The sequence below is a fragment of the Pseudomonas sp. UF-293 genome (genome assembly GCF_058245595.1).
In genome coordinates, this window is sequence record NZ_JBSICA010000004.1 from 273541 (window position 1) to 293058 (window position 19518).

A 19518-nucleotide genomic window follows, 5' to 3' on the forward strand; every position below is an offset into this window, starting at 1 on the left:
CTTTTATTTTGGAATACGGATTTTGTAGGAGCTGCCGAAGGCTGCGATCTTTTGATCTTGCTTGATCGTTCCCACGCTCTGCGTGGGAACGCCTCAAAGCACGCTGCGCGTTCCAATGGGACGCGGAGCGTCCCGAGCTGCATTCCCACGCAGAGCGTGGGAACGATCAACTGAACTGCCGCATTCGCGAGCAGGCTCGCTCCCACAGGGTGATGCCTGTTATTTGCGATCCGGTTTCGCCAGGAAGGTGTAGACACACGGCAGCACGAACAGCGTAAACAACGTGCCAATCGACATTCCCGTGGCAATCACCATGCCGATATCAAAGCGGCTCACCGCACCCGCACCGGTCGCCAGAATCAGCGGCACCATGCCGAACACCATTGCTGCGGTGGTCATCAACACTGGGCGCAAGCGAATCGCCGCTGCTTCCTCGACGGCTTCACGGGCGCTCAGGCCCTTGTCCTTGCGCAACTGGTTGGCGAACTCGACGATCAGGATGCCGTGCTTGCTGATCAGGCCGATCAGCGTTACCAGCCCGACCTGGGTGTAGATGTTCATGCTCGACCAGCCGAGAAACAACGGAATCAGCGCACCGCAGATCGACAGCGGCACCGTCACCAGAATCACCAGCGGATCGCGGAAGCTCTCGAACTGCGCGGCCAGCACCAGAAAGATGATCGCCAGTGCCAGGGCAAACGTGACCCACAAGGCACTGCCTTCCTGCACGTACTGCCGTGAGGCGCCGCCGTAATCGAAGGCAAACCCGGCCGGTGCTTCTTCGCGGGCAATCTGCAGCACGGTGTCGATGGCTTCGCCCATGCTCACCAGCGGGAAACCGGAAATCTTCGCCGCGTTGAGTTGCTGGAACTGATTGAGCTGGCGCGGTCGGGCGCGGTCACTGACCTTGATCAAGGTCGACAGCGGCAGCAATTCGCCCTGAGTGTTTTTCACGTAGTAATTGTTCAGCCAGTCAGGATTGTCGCGGTAGGCCCGTTCGACCTGGGCGATGACCTTGTAGCTGCGGCCGTCGATGGTAAAGCGGTTGATCTCAGCCTCGCCCAGCAAGGTCGCCAGCGTGCCGCCGAGGTCGAGCATCGACACGCCCATCTGTGCGGCCTTGTCGCGGTCGATATCCACCACCACTTCCGGTTTGTCGAACGCCAGATCGAGGTCGACGAAGGCGAACTTGCCCGACTCCATGGCGCGTTTCTCGATGCGCTCGGCGACTTGCAGCAGCAACTCGTAGTCATTGGCGGTGTTGACTACGAATTCGAAGGGCAGGCCTTCACCGGTGCCGGGCAGGGAGGGCAGGTTGAAACCAAAGATCTGCAGGCCGGGAATACTCTCCAGCTTGCTCTGCACCTCGGGGAGGATTTCCATCTGCGTGCGGCTGCGCTCGTTCCATGGCTTGAGCAGGAAACCACCGATACCGGCCTGCACGCCGTTATAGCCATTGATCTGGAACGAAGAGTAGTACTCCGGGAACTCTTTGAAGATGGTGATGAATTCGTCGGTGTAGGTGCTCAGGTAGTCGAGGTTGGTTGGCTGCGGCGCGCTGGCCATCATGAAAATGATGCCCTGGTCTTCGTCCGGCGCCAGTTCCGACTTGGTGAATTTGAGGAAGACAGGAATCAGGCACAGCACGATCACCGCGAACACCAGTACCACCGGCCGGGTATTCAGCGTGCCGTGCAACATCCTTTGATAGCGGCGCTTGAGCCCGTCGAAAATCCGGTCGAGACGATGGGCCAGGCCGCTGGGATTCTCTTCGTGGCGCAGCAGAAACGCGCACATCATCGGCGACAGCGTCAGGGCCACGACGCCAGAAATCACCACTGCGCCGGCCAGGGTCAGCGCAAATTCCTTGAACAACGCCCCGGTCAGCCCGGTGAGGAAACCGATCGGCGCATACACCGCCGCCAGGGTGATGGTCATCGACACCACTGGCATGGCGATTTCCCGGGCGCCTTCCAGCGCTGCGTCGAACGGCGTCTTGCCTTCCTCGATGTGCCGGTGAATGTTTTCCACCACGACGATCGCATCGTCCACCACCAGACCGATGGCCAGCACCATCGCCAGCAGCGTCAGCAGGTTCATCGAGTAGCCCATCATCTGCATGAAGAACATCACGCCGATCATCGACAGTGGAATGGTCACCACCGGGATCACTACCGAACGCAGCGCGCCGAGGAACAGGAATACCACGACGATGACGATCAGCACCGCTTCGAACAGGGTTTTCACCACCTCATCAATCGAGGCCTGAATGAACAGCGTCGCGTCGTAGGCGATCTCACTTTTCAGGTTCGGTGGCAGCTGCGCTTCCAGCTCGGGCATCAGCTTGCGCACTTCCTTGATCACGTCCAGCGGGTTGGCGCCGGGGGTGGCCTTGATGCCGATGTACACTGACGGCGTGCCGCCGAACGAGCTGATCGAATCATAGTTTTCCGCGCCCATTTCCACCCGCGCGACATCACGCAGCAATACCCGGCTGTCGCCATCGACCTTCAGCGGAATCGCCGCGAAGGCTTCGGCGGACTTCAGTTCGGTGTTGGCGTTGATGCTGGTGACGGTGTACTCGCCTTTCACTTCGCCGGCGGCGGAGAGGAAGTTGTACTGGCGCACCGCCGCAGTCACGTCGGCGGCGCTGAGGCCGAAGCCGGCGAGTTTCACCGGGTCGAGCCACAGGCGCATGGCGAACACCTGGTTGCCGAGGATCTCCGCTTCGGCCATGCCCGGCAGCGTCGCCAGTTTCGGCTGGATGACCCGCGACAGGTAATCGGTGATCTGCGGGTTGCTCAGGTCCTTGCTGAAGAAGCTGATGTACATCAGCGCCGAAGCATCGGCGGATTCCTTGCTCAGCACCGGGTCTTCGGCGTCCTGCGGCAGCTTGTTCTTCACCTCATTGGCCTTGGCCAGGAGCTCGGTGAACAAGCGGTCGGTGTTGGCGCCGATGCGCGCGTAAATCGAGATCACCGAGAAGTTCTGCCGGCTGACCGAAGTCATGTAGTCGATACCCTCGGCACTGGCCAGGCTTTGTTGCATCGGCTGGGTGATGTAGCCCTGAATGGTTTCGGCGTTGGCCCCGGGGTACGCCGTGGTCACCGTGATCAAGGCGTTTTCCATTTGCGGGTACTGGCGCAGCGGCAGCTTGCTCCAGGCCTGGAAGCCCAGCAGCACAATCAGCAGGCTGACCACGGTGGCGAGCACCGGGCGGCGGATGAACGGATCGGTAAAAGCCATGAGGATTCCTTGATCAGTCGGCGCGCGGCGGACTGTTCTGCTGGCCGAGGGTCTTGTCGTCGCTGATGGCGATGTGGGCACCGTTGTCCAGTTTGATCTGGCCCGCCGTCACCACCTGTTCGCCGCTCTGCACGCCCTTGTTGAGCATCACCAGGCCATCGCGGCGTTCCCCGGTCTCGACGAACCGGCGTTCGGCGATCAGCAGCGGTTGGCCGTTGTCATCCTTGGCGACGCTGCCGTCTTCAGCCTTCTTTTGCCCGACCACGTACACCGAGTTGCCGTACAGGGTGTAAGTGATCGCACTCTCCGGTACCACGATGTGTTTCTGCGGATCGGGCAGCAGCACCTCAAGGCTGGCGAACATCCCCGGTAACAGCTTGCCGTCGGGGTTGGCCAGCGTGGCGCGGACGAGGATGTTGCGCGTGGTGCTTTCAACGATCGGGTTGATCGCGCTGATCTTGCCGGCAAAGTTCTGTCCGGGATACGCGGCGACGGTGAACTGTACGGGCTGACCGATAGCGAGTTTCGGCACCGATTGCTCCGGCACGTAGAAGTCGGCGTAGAGGCTGCTCAAGTCCTGCAGCGTGGCGATTTTGGTACCGCTGGCGAGGTAGTCGCCGACGTCGACCTGACGGATGCCGATGGTGCCGCTGAACGGCGCAAGGATGCGCTTTTTCGCCAGCGACGCGTTGAGCTGATTGACCGTGGCCTTGTTCTTTTGCAGCACGGCGGAGAGGCGGTCGTATTCGCCTTTGGAGATCGCGCGGCTGTCGACCAGTTGCGCGCCACGGCCGAAATCAAGCTGCGCCAGGCCGAGATCGGCGCGAGCAGTTTCCAGCAGAGCGGATTCGACGGCGCTGTCGAGTTGCAGCAGCGGTTGTCCGGCCTTGACCTTCTGCCCGGATTCGAATTTGAGTTCAGTGACGGTGCCGGCGACTTCCAGACTCAGGTCAACGCCTTGCAGCGCCTTGAGCGTGCCGACGGTGGGCAGGCGCATCTGCCACGGCTGTTCGCCGGCAGTGGCCACGGCGACGCTGATCGGCGGCTTGGGTTTGGAAAAGCCCTGGATCATCGTGTAGATCGAAAAGGCTTTGTATCCGCCCAGCACCAGGACGAGCAGCAAAACAACACCCAACATGATCAGCATGCGGCGACGCAGCATAAGTCCAGTTCCTTGGATAAATCATGAGACAGGCGGGCACATTACTCCGAGAGTGGCAGGGAATCCAACTGCCAACACAGCAAAAGATCGCAGCCTTCGGCAGCTCCTACAGGGGATTGCATTCTAAAGTAGGAGCTGCCGAAGGCTGCGACTTTTTGAGGGTGTTTTACGCCATCAGGTGCAGATGGTTGTCCCAGAGGCCCGCCGGCAATTCCAGCGGCTTGGCCAGCAACTGTTCCTGACGGCAATCGTAGTAACGGCAACGGCCCTGACCCGAGGTCACGACAAAGCCATCCTTCACTGCTCCGACGCCGGCACAATCCGGCAGCGGCGCATCGAGGCGCAGTTCGCCGCTGTCCAGATCCCAGATAAAGAAACGGTTACCGCGCGGTGCCGTCAATGCGACCAGACGCAGATCGCTGTGCACCGCGACGCTGGCGGTGTAGTGCCCCATCGCCTGCAATTGATCCTCTGCCACCGGGAATGCCACGAACGCTTGTCCCGGCCGCTTGATCGCCAACAGCTCGGAGCGCTCGTGAGACGGGCCCATGAATTGCTGGCCGGCGACGATGGTGCCGTCACTGGCGATGCCCAGGTGGCGCACGCTGTTCATCTGCTGGGCGAGGGTTTCCTTGCTCAGCAATGTGCCGTCGCGCTGCATCAGCACCAGGCTCGGTTCCATGGCGTTAAGGTTCATGTCGACGCGGCTTTCCGCTTCGGTACGAATCCCGCCGTTGGCCACCACCAGCGTCTCGCCGTCGGGCATCCACGACACCTGATGCGGGCCGAGGCCGTGGGTAGAAATCTCGCCCGTGTGCACCAGCCGTTCGCCCTCGAACTTGTACACGCCGAGCAGGCCACGGCCGGGATCGCTCGTGTCGTTCTCGGTGGCGTACAGGTATTCGCCGTCCTTGTGCACCACGGCATGGCCGTAGAAGTGCCGGTTCGGCTGCGAGGTCACGGTCTGCAGCAACGTGCCGTCGCGCAGGTCGATCAGGTAACTCTCGGTACCCGGACGCCGTGCAACGAACAGCGCCAGCGGCTGCGTGGGGTGGTTGATGATGTCGTGGCAGCGCTGGCCGACATGGGTGGCGAATACCCGCGTACCGTCGAGCCGATAGCCGACGGCGTAATGCTTGCCGTCAGTATCGTCGCGCGCCGACAGCAACAGCGGGCTCTGATCCTTGCGTTTGAACAGCGTCCAGCCGCCCAGCGACACTGCTCCCAGCAGTGCACAACCTAAAGTCAGAACCTGACGTCGCAGCATGGCACTCGCCCTCATCAGTCACCGTCGTTGGCATTGAAGCCCAGTTGGATGCCCAGCGCCTTGGCCAGCTCGCCTTCATGCAGGCGATGGACGACGTTGAGGCTGTCGTAGATATCGTTGAGTTGCTGGCGACCGGCGTCGTCTTCGAGCATTTCGCCCAGCGAGCGCTGGGTGCTGTCGAACAGCTTGAGCGAAGCGGCATAGGCGGCATCGATCTTGTCCGCCAACGGTTTCTGCTCCGCCGGCAGCAGACCGCGCAGGCCTTTGTTGTCGACGCCTTCCCAGACGGTTTTCGCCGCTGCGAGGCTGGCTTCCAGCGCTGTCAGCGACGACTGGCTGCGCCATGCGTCGGCTTGGAACGGCTGCGGCACGCCTTTGCTCTGACGGCCCATCGGCGTGCCGAGTTTTTTCTTCAGAGTATCCAGTGCCGTCACTTGGACGCGCAGCAGATCGGCGATCGCTTCGTGGGAGTCGGCATAGCGCTGGTTGGGGAACTTGCTCATCTGCGCGAGCATGCCGTCGGTGTTGTTCCAGCCCTGCAGGATTTCCTCGGCCAGTTGCTTCTGACGTTCGCCGATGGCGATCAGCAGCGGGCAGTATTTGGCTTTTTGCGCGTCGTTGGCGACGTCAGGCTTGGCATCGAAGAGGATGTATTCGTAAGCCGACAGGCCTTGCACCACGACGCTGGATTTGGCCAGGGCGGCGGCGTCGATCTGCGGCTGGGCGACGACCAGTTGCTCGACCTGACGGCCGACGAGGTTTTTCTTGTCCGGCCAGAATTGCACTTGCCACGAACGATTGCCCTCGGCCAGCGGACCGATCAGCAGCGGTTGCAGTTCGGCCCAGGCTTTCTGCGCGTGGAGGAAATCGGCACGGGCAGTTTCCAGGCTTTCCTTGCCCTGGCAATAGGCGAGGGCGCTGACCGCCAGTTGCCGGTCGGCTTCGACCCAGCGAGTGTAGGTCGGCAGGATCACCGATTTGGCGATCGCCGCCGAGGTGACCGCTTGCGGGTCCTGCGGCGAGCAGGCGCCGAGGGCGAGCGCGGCAAGGCTGGTGAACAGTAACTTGGGACGGAACATGTCGGGCTCCCGATGCTTTTTCAGTATTTAAAGTGAGTTCAGAAACGCCAGCAACGCAGCGCGCTGCTCGGCATTGAAAGACAAAACCTGTTGCTGTGCAGCCGTCGCTTCGCCGCCATGCCAGAGCACCGCTTCGAGCAGGTTGCGAGCGCGGCCGTCGTGCAAAAACTGCGTGTGACCGCTGACCGCTTGCGTCAGACCAATCCCCCACAACGGCGGGGTGCGCCAGTCGCGGCCGGAGGCCTGAAATTCCGTACGGTTGTCCGCCAGGCCTTCGCCCATGTCATGCAGCAGCAAGTCGCTGTACGGACGAATCACCTGATTGGCCAATTCCGGTTCGGCGGCATCGGCGGCGGTGGTGTATGTAGGCGTGTGGCACGACTGGCAACCGGCCTGGAAAAACAGATTCTTGCCGGCCAGCACCTGTGGATCGTTGACGCCACGGCGCGCCGGCACTGCGAGATTGCGGCTGTAGAACAGCACCAGACGCAGAATGTTGTCGCTGACTTCCGGCTCACCGTCCGGGCCATTGCCGTTCGGCGCCTGTTTGCAGGCGGTTTGTGCCTCGGTGCAATCGTCGAATGGCCGCAGACTGGTGGTCAGGCCCATGTCACCCGAGAACGCGTGAACGTTCTGTTGATTGAGATTCGGCTGCCCGGCTTTCCAGCCGAACCGGCCGATAACGGTTTTCTGCAACTGGTCATCCCAGACACGGTTGGGCCGGCCGTTGATGCCGTTGTTCTCCTTGGCTTGCGCGGCAGCGTTGGCGAGGATCGCTTGCTCAGGGATGGCTTCGAGCAGGCCCAGACCAATCATCGGCGGCGCCACCCGCGCGGAAAAACGCGTGTCCGGGTGCATCGGGCCGTAACCGAGTTGAGTGATCTGCAGGGTCGGTTTGCGCAACTCGACCTCGGTGCCGTCCTTGAACCGTACGGGCACTGGTGTGTAGTCGACGCGCACCTTGCCTTCCGGGGCGACGCCGGGCACGGCCATGTCCTGGAACTGCCCGCCATACACCGGCTCCGGCACCACGCCGAGCTGTTCGATGACTTTGGCGTAGGGCGGCGCGTCGGGAATCGACAGGCGCACCAGCATCGACACCGCATTGCTTGCGTCAGGTGCCGGCGGATGACCGCGACCGTCCTTGATGTGGCAGTTCTGGCAGGCGTTGGTATTGAACAACGGTCCGAGGCCGTCACGCGCCGTGGTGGTCGATGGCGCGATCACCCACGGGCTGCGAAAGAAGCTGTTGCCGACACTGAAATCCACGCGCCGCGAGGGCGGCAGGTTGGCCGATGGCAGGGAAAAGGCGTTCTGATCGCTCTTGCGCACAGTCGCCGCACCGCCCGAACGCGCTTCACCCGGCTCGGCCTTGGTGAAACGCGGGGCGTCATCGCAGGCACTCAGGCCCAGGGCCAGCAACAGTGCGGACAAGCGAAGCGGCAACGACGGCATCAGACATCCTGCAAACGGGCGAAAACAAAGGCGCAAAGTCTAACAGGGCGGGGGAGTTTGAATAAGAGGAATTATCGTTTGCTTGATGTCGCGCAAGTCTTAAAGCGCATGCCAACCCTGTGGGAGCGAGCCTGCTCGCGAAAGCGGCGCCCGACGCGCTGAAAATGCTGCGCCGGATCAAGCCTTCGCGAGCAGGCTCGCTCCCACAGGGATAGTGATGTGCCGGGAATGAAAAAGGCGACCCGAAGGTCGCCTCTTTTTGACGCGGACGCTGTGATCAGAATTCGTGATCGGCGTTGTCCGGGTTCAGGTCGCTGATGCCCAGTTTGCCCGCAGCGGCTTCGATCGAACCGGTCTGCTTGACCAGCGCGGCGATGGCGTCGCGAACGACCTGATTGCCAGCGGTGTTGCCGGCAGCGATCAACTGGTCGTAGTGCTCACCCTTGTTGGCGTGATCGACCATGACCTGGATCTTCGCTTCGGTCGCGGCCAGATCGGCTTTGAGCGCGGTGTCGGCAGCCGGGTCGGCCTTGGCTACCAGCGACGACAGGCTGGCACCGGTCAGCTTGGTGCCGTCGACGCGGGTGTACTCGCCCAGGTAAACGTTACGCACGCCTTTGGCATCGTAGAAGTGCGAGTAGTGGGTGTTGTCGCTGAAGCAATCCTGCTCGTCTTCAGGGGAGTTGGCTTCCAGGGAAACCTTCATGCGTTCGCCCGCCAGTTCACCCAGGGACAGACTGCCCATGCCGAAGAGCATTTTGCGCAGGCCGGTTTCGCCTGGCTCGGCTTCCAGCGTGGCGCGGTAGTTGTCGGCCACGTTCGGCTTCCAGTTGCCGACCATTTCTTCCAGATCGCTGACCAGCAGTTGGGTCACAGCTTTCAGGTAGGCACGACGACGCTCGTTGTGACCACCGGTGGCGCCGGCGCCTTCCAGGTAGTCCGAGGCCGGACGGTTGCCAGCACCCGGGCCGGTGCCGTTCAGATCCTGGCCCCAGAGCAGGAATTCGATCGCGTGGTAGCCGGTGGCAACGTTCGCCTCGGAACCGCCCAGCTCGTTGAGGCTGGCGAGTTTTTCCGGGGTGATCTCTTTCACGTCGACCTTGTCTTCGCCGACCTGCACTTCGGTGTTGGCGATGATGTTGGCGGTGGCGCCCGGGTTACCCAGCGCGTGCTCGTAGGATTTGTCGACGTAGTCGATCAGGCCTTCGTCCAATGGCCAGGCGTTAACCTGACCTTCCCAGTCGTCGATGATGGTGTTGCCGAAGCGGAATACTTCGCTCTGCAGGTACGGCACGCGCGCGGCGACCCAGGCAGCCTTGGCGGCTTTGAGGGTGTCGGCGTTCGGCTTGGCGAGGAACGCGTCGACGGCGGTTTGCAGGGTTTTCGCGGTGGATTCGGCATCGCTGTAAACGGCGAAGACCATGTCGGCGTAGTGCGCGACCACAGCCTTGGCGGCGGCATCGTCAACTTTACCGGCGGCAGGAGCAGGTGCAGCGGCAGGGGCTGGAGCAGCACTGCTGGAAGCCGGAGTCATTTCGGAGGCTTTTTCTTTGTCCTTGCCTTCGCCGCAACCGGCGAGGGAAATAGCGATGGCCAGCAGACTGGCGGTAGCCAGAGGCATACGAATCATGGCGAACATCCTGCTTCGGTAGTTGAGTGGACTGGCGCCGGGGGCGCGCAAAACTGCGACATAATGCAAATCTTTCGCATTATGTGTAAAGGCGTGGGTGGAAATATTTCTTATTTGCGCGTCAGGATCAAAAGATCGCAGCTTCGTTTCACTGTAGGAGCTGACGAGTGCAACGAGGCTGCGATCTTTTGATCTTTGAGGCTGCGATCTTTTGATCGTTAAAGAATCGCCGCGTTGCTGCGTTGCGCCTGCTTGAGGTAAATACCCAGCTCCCGCGCAGGCAGCGGTTTGCTGTAGTGGTAGCCCTGACCTTCGTGGCAACCCTCGGAAATGATGTAGGTTTCCTGCTCGGCGGTTTCCACGCCCTCGGCAATCACCTGCATGCCCAGGCTTTTGCCCAGTTGAATGATCGCGCGAACGATGGTCGCGTCATCGTCGTCATCGAGCAGGTCCTGGACGAAGCTCTTGTCGATCTTGATCTTGTCCAGCGGCAGGCTTTTCAGATAACTGAGCGACGAATAGCCGGTGCCGAAGTCGTCGATGGCGATCAGTGCACCGGAGCGGCGCAGGCTGAGCAGATGCTGGGCGGCGGTGGTGATGTCTTCCATCAGGCCGGTTTCGGTGACTTCCAGTTCCAGACTGCGCGGTGGCAAGCGGTACATCTGCAGCAGGTTGTTGACCACCCGTGGCAACTCGGCGTGGTGCAGTTGCACGGTGGACAGATTGACCGCCATGCGCAGATCGACGAAACCCTGATCGTGCCATTCGCGCAATTGCTTGCAGGCCTGATCGAGCACCCACTCGCCAATGGCGATGATCGTGCCGTTCTGTTCGGCCAGCGGAATGAACAGGTCCGGCGGCACCAGACCATGTTCCGGATGTTGCCAGCGAATCAGCGCTTCGACGCCGACCACGCGGTGATCGCGATAACTGATCTGCGGCTGGTAGACGAGGTAGAACTGGTCGCGGATCAGCGCGTCACGCAGGTCTTTTTCCAGCTCGCGACGACGGCGCATCTCACTGTCGACGCTGGCGATGTAGAACTGATAGCGATTGCGCGAGCGGGTCTTGGCCAGGGTCATGGTCTGCTCGGCTTTCTGCAACAGCTTCTCGGTGCTGTCGCCGTCCTCCGGAAACAGAGTGATACCGATGGTCGCGCGCAGGCGGATTTCCTGATCGTCGAGGGCGAAGGGCGCCTCGAGGTCATCGAGAATGCTCTGCGCCAGTTCCGCTGCTTCGTAAGGCTGTTCAATGTCGGCCTGCACCAGCGCGAACTGGTCGCCGCCGAGGCGGGCGAGGGCGCCGAGGCGACCGCTGTGCGCGCGCAAGCGATCGGCCAGGGCCAGCAGCAACTGGTCGCCGGTCTGGTAGCTGAATTGTTCGTTGATGCCTTTGAAATCATCCAGGCCGACGCACAACACGGCGACGCGGCGCTGCAACTTGCCGGCATCGACAAGAATCTTGTCCAGTTGCTGCTGCAATTGCTGGCGGTTCGGCAGACCGGTGAGGAAGTCGTACTGAGCCATGCGCAGCAGGCTGTTTTCCGCTTCGTGGCGCAGATGGGTATTGCGTTCGATGGACTCGAGCAGTTGGTTGGCAGTATTGATCCACAGGCCCAGTTCGTTTTTTTCGTGGCCCTTGATCTGCGGGATCTTGTGCTCGCTGGGACGATCCGGGTTGATCTCGGTGAGGTGCTCGATGATCCGCGACAGCGGTTTGGTCAGCAGCCAGTGATAGACCAGATACAGCACCAGCCCCAATGCCAGCGCACGAAGCACGCCGGAGATGAAAATGATCACCGAGCTGACAATGAAACCCTCGCCATAGGTGGCGGTGTCGAGGGTGATGCTCAGGTCGCCGTAGTACTCGCTGTAAGGGCCACGGCCGACCAGTTGCGTGGTGAAGGTGCGTTCCTGACCGAGAATCAGGTCGGTCAGCCAACGGCTGTTGGAGTGCTGCAACTCGCGGGATTTCTGCGCAAGCATGGCTTCGTTGGGGTGGCCGATGGAGGCCTGGCGCACGGCGTCGTCCTGGAACAGCCCTTCAATCACCTGCATACCCATTTCCCGATCCAGGCTGTAGACGGCCTGGGTCGATGGATCGCGGAACATGTCGAGGATGCGCTCGGCGTCACCGGCCACCGCCTGACGAGTCTTGTAGGCATCGAAGACAATCTGCGCGCAGCTCAAGACTACGCCTACGATCAATGCCGACAGGAGCACGACCCGGAGCAACTTCACCGACAAGCTGTTCTTGAGTTCCAGCTTCAAAGAGGTATTCCTTGTTCCGTGCGGATGGCGTCAAGTTGCCATGAGTATTGGCAATCCCGGGTTGGCCGTCAAAGGGACAATCAGGCACGGGAAAATTCGCCGGTAACCTGGCCGCCATGTGGTCATTTGAGTAATAGCTCTGAATTACTGTGTCGGTTGCAGTTGCCCGCAACTTGAGCACCGGGTCAAAGATTTTTTCATGTCTCTGATGGTAGTCGGCTGCAGGCTGGCAGCAAACGGCGCGAAGCTGCTTTTGCCGTGCGACAAACGCCATGCGCGGACATAAAAAAACCCGGCCGAAGCCGGGTTTCTTGACTGGCGTGCAGCTTAAGCAGTGAAGGTCTTGCCTTCGAACTGCTCGGCCACGAACTTCCAGTTGACCAGGTTCCAGAACGCTTCAACGTACTTCGGACGCAGGTTGCGGTAATCGATGTAGTAAGCGTGTTCCCAGACGTCGCAGGTCAGCAGCGGGGTGTCGCCGCTGGTCAGCGGGTTGCCGGCGCCGATGGTGCTGGCCAGGGCCAGGGAACCGTCAGCCTTTTTCACCAGCCAGCCCCAGCCGGAACCGAAGGTGCCGATCGAGGTTTTGCTGAATTCTTCCTTGAACTTGTCGAACGAACCGAACGCGGCGTTGATGGCATCTGCCAGTGCGCCGGTTGGCTGACCGCCGGCGTTTGGCGCCAGGCAGTTCCAGTAGAAGGTGTGGTTCCAGACCTGAGCGGCGTTGTTGAAGATGCCGCCCGAAGAAGTCTTGACGATTTCTTCCAGGGTCTTGCCTTCAAACTCGGTGCCTGGCACCAGGTTGTTCAGGTTCACGACGTAGGTGTTGTGGTGCTTGTCGTGGTGGAACTCCAGGGTTTCCTTGGAGATGTGCGGCTGCAGGGCATCGTGTGCGTAAGGCAGCGGCGGCAATTCGAAAGCCATGATGATTCTCCTAATCAGGTCTGTTGCGGTGAGCGCAAGGCCGATCACGGGCGGCCGGAAATGCACCGGCGAGTTTTTACTCTTTGCGGCGCAGGGTTCGGATCATAGCACCGGGGTCGCGCCTTAACCACGCAACAACTGTGTGGGATAGAGGTTCCAGAGCATTGCAATTAATCATCCAGCGATGATCAGTTGCGCGGCGACGGCGAACATCATCAGCGCCACCACCAGATCGAGAATGCGCCAAGTGCTCGGGCGGGCCAGCCACGGTGCCAGCCACGCGGCGCCGAGGGCGAGGGTGAAAAACCACAGCAGCGAGGCACTCGCCGCGCCGACCACATAAGCGCCCGGCACCGATTGCTGCGCGCCCAGCGAGCCGATCAGCAACACCGTATCGAGATAAACGTGGGGGTTGAGCAAGGTGACCGCCAGCGCGCTGAGCATCACCGCGCGCAGCGAGCGCACGGTTTGATTCTCGCCTTGCTCAAGGCTCTGCTTCGAGCAGGCCCGGCGCAGCGCCTGGCTGCCGTACCAGATCAGAAACGTTGCGCCGCCCCAACGGGCGATCGCCAGCAGGGTCGGGTTCTGCGCCAGGATCGTCGCCAGGCCGAACACCCCAGCTGCGACCAGAATCGCGTCACACACCACGCACAATGCCGCCACGGGCAGATGGTGTTCACGACGCAGGCTTTGCGCCAAGACAAAAGCGTTCTGCGTACCGATCGCCATGATCAGGCCGAACGCCACCAACAGGCCGTTTACGTAGCTTTGCCACATGGGGAATATCCTTGAAAGAAGATGCTTGCTGGCTATTCTCCGGTGTGGGGCTGTATAAGAAAAACCAATAGTGCTGATCGCCCATTAGGAAAACTGATGTTCGACTATAAATTGCTTTCCGCGCTGGCCGCCGTGGTTGAGCAGGGCGGGTTCGACCGCGCCGCGCAGGTGCTTGGTCTGTCGCAGTCGGCGATCTCCCAGCGCATCAAATTGCTCGAGGCACGCGTCGGCCAACCCGTGCTGGTACGCGAAACACCGCCAGCGCCAACCGAGATCGGCCGGCGCTTGCTCAACCATGTGCAACAAGTGCGTTTGCTCGAGCGTGACTTGCAATCAGCGGTGCCGGCGCTCGACGAAGAAGGTCTGCCCGATCGCCTGCGCATCGCCCTCAACGCCGACAGCCTCGCAACATGGTGGGCCGAGGCGGTCGGCGGCTTCTGCGCCGAGCAGCATTTGTTGCTCGACCTGATCGTCGAAGACCAGACCGTCGGCCTCAAGCGCATGCGTGCCGGTGAAGTGGCCGCCTGCCTGTGCGCCAGCGAGCGCCCGGTGGCCGGCGCACGCAGCGTATTGCTCGGCGCCATGCGCTATCGGGCGCTGGCCAGTCCAGCGTTCATCGCTCGGCATTTTCCCGATGGCGTGCGCGCCGAACAGCTGCCGCGCACCCCGGCGCTGGTGTTCGGTCCGGACGATTTTCTTCAACATCGCTATCTGGCGCTGTTAGGCGTCGACGGCGCGTTCGAGCACCATTTATGCCCGTCCTCCGAAGGCTTCATTCGCCTGACCGAGGCTGGACTCGGCTGGGGCCTGGTGCCGGAACTGCAGGTGCGCGAGCAATTGCAACGCGGCGAGTTGTGCGAATTGCTGCCAGATAAACCGATCGACGTGCCGCTGTACTGGCATCATTGGCGCAATGGCGGCCAGTTGCTGAACCTGCTGACCGAACAACTGCTGCGCTCCTCAAAGCAATGGCTAGTGGCTTGAACGCAGCGACAAGCGTCAAGCAGCAAGAACACGCACCGTTTCAACTTGCATCTGGAAGCTCGAAGCTTGCAGCTGCTTCCCTGGAGTTTTTGATGAAAATTTTGGTTACCGGCGCCAGTGGCTTTATTGGCGGGCGCTTTGCGCGTTTCGCTCTGGAGCAGGGCCTTGAAGTGCGGGTCAACGGTCGCCGGGCCGAGAGTGTCGAGCATCTGGTGCGCCGGGGGGCGGAATTTGTGCCGGGCGATCTGACCGACGCCAATCTGGTACGCGACCTGTGCCGTGACGTCGAAGCCGTGGTGCATTGCGCCGGTGCTGTCGGCGTGTGGGGGCGTTATCAGGACTTTCATCAGGGCAACGTCGAAGTCACCGAAAACGTCGTCGAAGCGTGCCTCAAGCAGCGGGTGCGGCGGCTGGTGCATCTGTCGTCGCCGTCGATCTATTTCGATGGCCGCGACCATCTCGGCCTGACCGAAGAGCAAGTGCCCAAGCGCTTCAAGCATCCCTACGCCGCGACCAAGTATCTGGCTGAGCAAAAGGTCTTCGGTGCCCAGGAATTCGGTCTGGAAACCATCGCACTGCGCCCGCGTTTCGTCACCGGTGCCGGCGACATGAGCATCTTCCCGCGCCTGTTGAAGATGCAGCGCAAGGGGCGTCTGGCGATCATCGGCAACGGCTTGAACAAGGTCGATTTCACCAGCGTGCAGAACCTCAACGAAGCCATGCTCAGCAGCCTGTTGGCCCAAGGTTCGGCGCTGGGCAAGGCCTACAACATCAGCAACGGCACGCCGGTGCCGCTGTGGGACGTGGTCAATTACGTGATGCGGCGGATGGACGTCGATCAGGTGCGCAAATACCGCTCGTACGGTCTGGCCTACAGCGTCGCGGCGCTCAACGAGGGCGCGTGCATGCTCTGGCCGGGACGCCCTGAGCCGACCCTGTCGCGCCTGGGCATGCAAGTCATGAAGAAAAATTTCACCCTCGACATCAGCCGCGCCCGGCATTATCTCGACTACGACCCGAAAGTCAGCCTGTGGGCTGCCCTCGATGAGTTCTGTGCGTGGTGGAAAGCTCAGGACATCCGTTGAAACGATTCGGCCGGGCGGCAATGAACCGCCTTGCGGCTTGAGGGTCAATGCCTGCGGCTGCGGCGGTTATACTTCGCAGCATTTAGCCATCACCGCGTTTGCCAAAGGTTGCCTCAATGTCCATGCGAAACGATGCCCACGACGACGATTTCGACAACGTGCCAAGCCTGCGCGCCGACCCGTTCGATGACGATGACATCGCGCCCGGCCCCCGTACTTCCGTGCATTCGCGCAGTGCGCCAGTGGTCAAGGTCAAGGCCGCCAGCACCGGGCCGCTGTGGGCGCTGGTCGGTGCGTTGTTTTTCGCCTTTATCGGCCTGGCCTGGTGGAGCTTCCAGCAGATCTCGCTGATGGAACAGCAACTGGTCGCCACCCAGGAAAGCTTTGCGCGCATCAGCGAAGAAGCGGCGGGGCGCCTGCAGGATATTTCCGGCAAGGTCGTTGCCAGCCAGAGCAACGTCAGCAGCGACAGCGAAGCGCTGAAGCTGCAGATCAAGCAACTCGAAGCCAAGCTGCTTGACCAGAGCAAGCAGCAGCAAGGCGTGGCCGGGCAGGCCAGCGACCTGGACAAGCGGCTGGCGCAAATGACCGCGCAGACCACCGAACAACAGAACGCCAATACCCAATTGCAGGCGCAGGTCAAAGCCCTGAGTGCTGAGCTGGCGACGATCAAAAGTACTCTGGCCGATACCAGCAAGGTCGATGCCCAGTTGAAAGCCTTCGATGCCCAGTTCAAAAGCCTCGGCGCCGATATCGCCGCGCTGAAGAAGCAGGGCAACCCGAGCGCAGCGATCGATCGTCTGGAGCAGGACATCGTGGTGCTGAAAAGTCAGCAGGACAACCGCCCGGCAGCGCCACAGGGTGGCGGCAATACTGCCGAGTTCGATGCGTTCCGCGCGCAGATGACCCGCAACCTCAATAGCTTGCAGGCGCAGATCCAGAACCTGCAGCAACAGATCAATTCCCGCCCGTAAGCGCTGATCGAGGCTGGCGAGCATTGCTTGTCAGCCTCACGGCGCAATGTTCAGAAACGCTCTGAATATCTCTACATGACCGCAAGCCGTCTACGCTCTTGAAACACCAAAAAGAACGAGGGATGCGCTATGGGGTTTTTGCATAAAGTGGCCTGGCTCGGCCTGATTCTGTTGGCCGGTTTCGGCCAGGCCAGCGCCGCCACTGCCGCCAGGGATGACAGTCAGGCCGCCATCGCCCTGCTGGAAAAAGCCTTGGCCTATTACCACGACAATGGCGACAAGGCGTTTGCCGCATTCAGCCGCCAGGGTGAGTTCGTCGACAAGGATCGCTACGTGTTCGTCCTCGACACCAAAGGCGTGATGCTTGCCAGTGGCGGGCCTTCATCGGCGCTGATCGGCCGTGATGTCAGCGAAGTGCTTGGGCCGGATCTGCAGAAGGCATTCAAGGATGCGCTGAAAGTGCCGGAAGGCAACGGTATCCAGCAGGCCGAATACCGCTGGCAGAACTGGGCCGACGGCAAGGTCGAGCGCAAGCATGTGTTCTATCAGCGCGTCGGGCAGCGCATTCTCGCGGTCGGTTATTACCTGCCACGGGCCTCGGCCGAGCAGGCCAAAGCGTTACTGGATAAAGCCGCGACGGATCTGGCCAAGGACGAGAAGGGCACGTTGGTGGCGATCAACTCGCTCAAGGGCGGATATCTGCAGGATGACCTGTATGTCTTCGTGGTCGATCTGAACAACCAGCGGTATGTCGCCCACGGCACCAATCTGCGTTTGATCAACACTGATTTCGGCAAGGTCAAGGACCCGGAAGGCAAACCTGTGGGCGAGCCGATTCTGGCGCTGATCGGCAAGCAGGATGAAGGCGAATATGAATACCGCTGGAAAAATCCGGTGACCGGCAAGATCGAGGACAAGCATGCGTACCTGAAAAAGGTCGGGCATTTCCTCGTCGCGGTGGGTTACTACAGCCCTTGAGCGAACACCGTTCCCTTGTGGGACCGAGCCTGCTCGCGAAAGCGTCGTGTCAGCCAAATTCATTGGTTAATGACACACCGCCTTCGCGAGCAGGCTCGCTCCCACAGTGGTATTTGTTGCGGCAATTATTTCGCGCCGTGCTCCCGTCCGCGCAGCAGGTTGTTGGGCATGGCAATCGCCGCCGCCAGCCCCAGCAACGAGACTGCCGTGCTGACCCAGAGCAAGTGGCGGAAGGTCACCTGCAGCTCCGCGCGCAAGGCGTTCTGCGCTTCGCCGGGTGCTGCGTTCAGGCCATCGAGCAGGACGTTGCCCGAATGCCCCTCGCTGATCAGTGAACTGTTCGCCAGGTGGGCAAAACTGGAATCGTGCAGCAACGCCAGCAGCAGCGCCGACATCAACGCCACGCCCACCGCACCGCCCAGTGAGCGGAACAGATTGGTGGTGCTGGTGGCAACGCCGATGTCGCGTTGTTCCACCGAGTTTTGCGTGCCGACCAGCGACGTCGGGAACTGCATGCCGCCAGCAATACCGCTGAGCAGCATGAACAAACCGCTGAGCAGCGTCGCTTGTGGCGGACTGAAGGCCATGCCGAGAATCGAGATCGGCATGAGGATCGCCCCGGTGAGAATCTGCGGTTTGTAGCGTCCGGTGATCGAGGTGCGGCGGCCCGCAAAATAGGCGCCGATCGGCAAGCCCATCGCCAATGGCAGCAAGTGCAGCGCGGCGCTGTCGGCACCTGCGCCAGTGACGCTCTGGAAGCGCAACGGCATCAGCACGATCAGCGAGATGGCCTGAAAACTGGTGAAGAAAATCGTGCACCAGCACAGCAGCGCACTGCGGTTGGCGAACAGGTGCATCGGCAGCAACGGCTCGCGTGCCCGACGCTCATGCCAGACGAACAGCGCCAGTACCACCACGGCGCAGGCGAACAGGCCGAGCACTTCGCTGCTGCGCCATGAATGACCCTGGCCGACTTCAGTGATGCCGAGCAGCAACGCCGTGAGGCCGATGATCATCAGCACCGTGCCAAGGTAATCGATCACCGGTTTGCGCTGCGGAATCGGCAGGCCGCGCAGGTTGCGTCGTGCCACCCACCACGCGCCAAGGCCCAGCGGCAGGTTGATCAGAAACACCCAGCGCCACGACAGGTATTCGGTCATGTAGCCACCGAGCACCGGGCCGGCGACGCTGGCCACCGCGTACATGCTGCTGAAATAACCCTGATAGCGCCCGCGTTCACGCGGCGGGACGATGTCGCCGATGATCGCCTGGCTCACCGAGATCATGCCGCCGGCGCCGATGCCCTGAAGGATCCGCGCCAGCACCAGCTGTTCCATGCTTTGCGCCATGCCGCAGAACAGCGAGGCGAGGGTGAACAGCCCCATGCCGAACAACATCAGTTTGCGTCGCCCGTACAGGTCGCCGAGCTTGCCGTAGATCGGCACCGCCACGGTCATCGCCACCATGTAACCGGAAATCACCCAGGCCAGCAGGCTGACATCCTTGAATTGCGCGGAGATCGCCGGCATCGACACGGCGACGATGGTCTGGTCGAGCGCACCGAGGAAGATCGCCATCATCAAGGCGACCAGCACGCTGCGAATGGCCGGTTTGGGCGTTTCAGGCTGATTGAGAGTGGTCACGGAAAACCTGCGGGCAGTGATGGACCCGCGCGGCCATCGCGCGC

General features: G+C 61.3%; 14 protein-coding genes. 4 read left to right on the forward strand and 10 right to left on the reverse strand.

Annotated features, from left to right (window positions below; translation table 11 throughout):
- Window positions 1-219: 219 nt before the first annotated feature.
- The 9 genes from AC4IHP_RS07760 to AC4IHP_RS07800 form a co-directional block, all read right to left on the reverse strand.
- A complete protein-coding gene (locus AC4IHP_RS07760) occupies window positions 220-3246 on the reverse strand; it encodes a multidrug efflux RND transporter permease subunit (RefSeq protein WP_490831356.1) in 3027 nt (1008 codons plus the stop codon).
- 13 nt (window positions 3247-3259) lie between these two features.
- On the reverse strand, window positions 3260-4408 hold the full coding sequence (locus tag AC4IHP_RS07765) for an efflux RND transporter periplasmic adaptor subunit (protein WP_460121114.1): 1149 nt from the start codon (window positions 4406-4408) through the stop codon (window positions 3260-3262).
- A gap of 166 nt (window positions 4409-4574) precedes the next feature.
- Window positions 4575-5675 carry a DUF1513 domain-containing protein gene (locus AC4IHP_RS07770; protein ID WP_490831357.1) on the reverse strand — a complete coding sequence of 367 codons (1101 nt, stop codon included), beginning with the start codon at window positions 5673-5675 and terminating at the stop codon, window positions 4575-4577.
- Window positions 5676-5689: 14 nt separating this feature from the next.
- On the reverse strand, window positions 5690-6754 hold the full coding sequence (locus tag AC4IHP_RS07775) for an imelysin family protein (RefSeq protein ID WP_024014143.1): 1065 nt from the start codon (window positions 6752-6754) through the stop codon (window positions 5690-5692).
- A 27-nt stretch (window positions 6755-6781) separates the two neighbouring features.
- A complete protein-coding gene (locus AC4IHP_RS07780) occupies window positions 6782-8209 on the reverse strand; it encodes a di-heme oxidoreductase family protein (protein WP_490831358.1) in 1428 nt (475 codons plus the stop codon).
- 277 nt (window positions 8210-8486) lie between these two features.
- Window positions 8487-9839 (reverse strand): imelysin family protein, encoded by a 1353-nt coding sequence (locus AC4IHP_RS07785; RefSeq protein ID WP_217865393.1) that lies wholly within the window; start codon window positions 9837-9839, stop codon window positions 8487-8489.
- 218 nt (window positions 9840-10057) lie between these two features.
- Window positions 10058-12109, reverse strand: a complete 2052-nt coding sequence (locus AC4IHP_RS07790; protein WP_016773430.1) for a putative bifunctional diguanylate cyclase/phosphodiesterase — start codon at window positions 12107-12109, stop codon at window positions 10058-10060.
- Between the two features lie 327 nt (window positions 12110-12436).
- A complete protein-coding gene (locus AC4IHP_RS07795; protein ID WP_016773431.1) occupies window positions 12437-13033 on the reverse strand; it encodes a superoxide dismutase in 597 nt (198 codons plus the stop codon).
- A gap of 174 nt (window positions 13034-13207) precedes the next feature.
- Window positions 13208-13810 (reverse strand): LysE/ArgO family amino acid transporter, encoded by a 603-nt coding sequence (locus AC4IHP_RS07800; protein ID WP_016773432.1) that lies wholly within the window; start codon window positions 13808-13810, stop codon window positions 13208-13210.
- Between the two features lie 96 nt (window positions 13811-13906).
- Between AC4IHP_RS07800 and AC4IHP_RS07805 the strand changes: the two genes are divergently transcribed.
- The 4 genes from AC4IHP_RS07805 to AC4IHP_RS07820 all read left to right on the forward strand — a co-directional run bounded on the left by AC4IHP_RS07805 (window position 13907) and on the right by AC4IHP_RS07820 (window position 17831).
- Window positions 13907-14794, forward strand: a complete 888-nt coding sequence (locus AC4IHP_RS07805; protein WP_490831359.1) for a LysR family transcriptional regulator ArgP — start codon at window positions 13907-13909, stop codon at window positions 14792-14794.
- A gap of 92 nt (window positions 14795-14886) precedes the next feature.
- A complete protein-coding gene (locus AC4IHP_RS07810; protein WP_460121103.1) occupies window positions 14887-15879 on the forward strand; it encodes an NAD-dependent epimerase/dehydratase family protein in 993 nt (330 codons plus the stop codon).
- 116 nt (window positions 15880-15995) lie between these two features.
- The gene (locus tag AC4IHP_RS07815) at window positions 15996-16853 is read left to right on the forward strand and encodes an ATPase (protein ID WP_490831360.1); all 858 of its coding nucleotides are present in this window, start codon (window positions 15996-15998) and stop codon (window positions 16851-16853) included.
- A 129-nt stretch (window positions 16854-16982) separates the two neighbouring features.
- On the forward strand, window positions 16983-17831 hold the full coding sequence (locus tag AC4IHP_RS07820) for a cache domain-containing protein (protein ID WP_490831361.1): 849 nt from the start codon (window positions 16983-16985) through the stop codon (window positions 17829-17831).
- A gap of 125 nt (window positions 17832-17956) precedes the next feature.
- On the opposite strand, the gene AC4IHP_RS07825 is transcribed toward AC4IHP_RS07820, so the two are convergent.
- Entirely contained in the window at window positions 17957-19474 is a 1518-nt protein-coding gene (locus AC4IHP_RS07825; protein ID WP_490831362.1) for an MDR family MFS transporter, read from the reverse strand.
- Window positions 19475-19518: the final 44 nt, after the last annotated feature.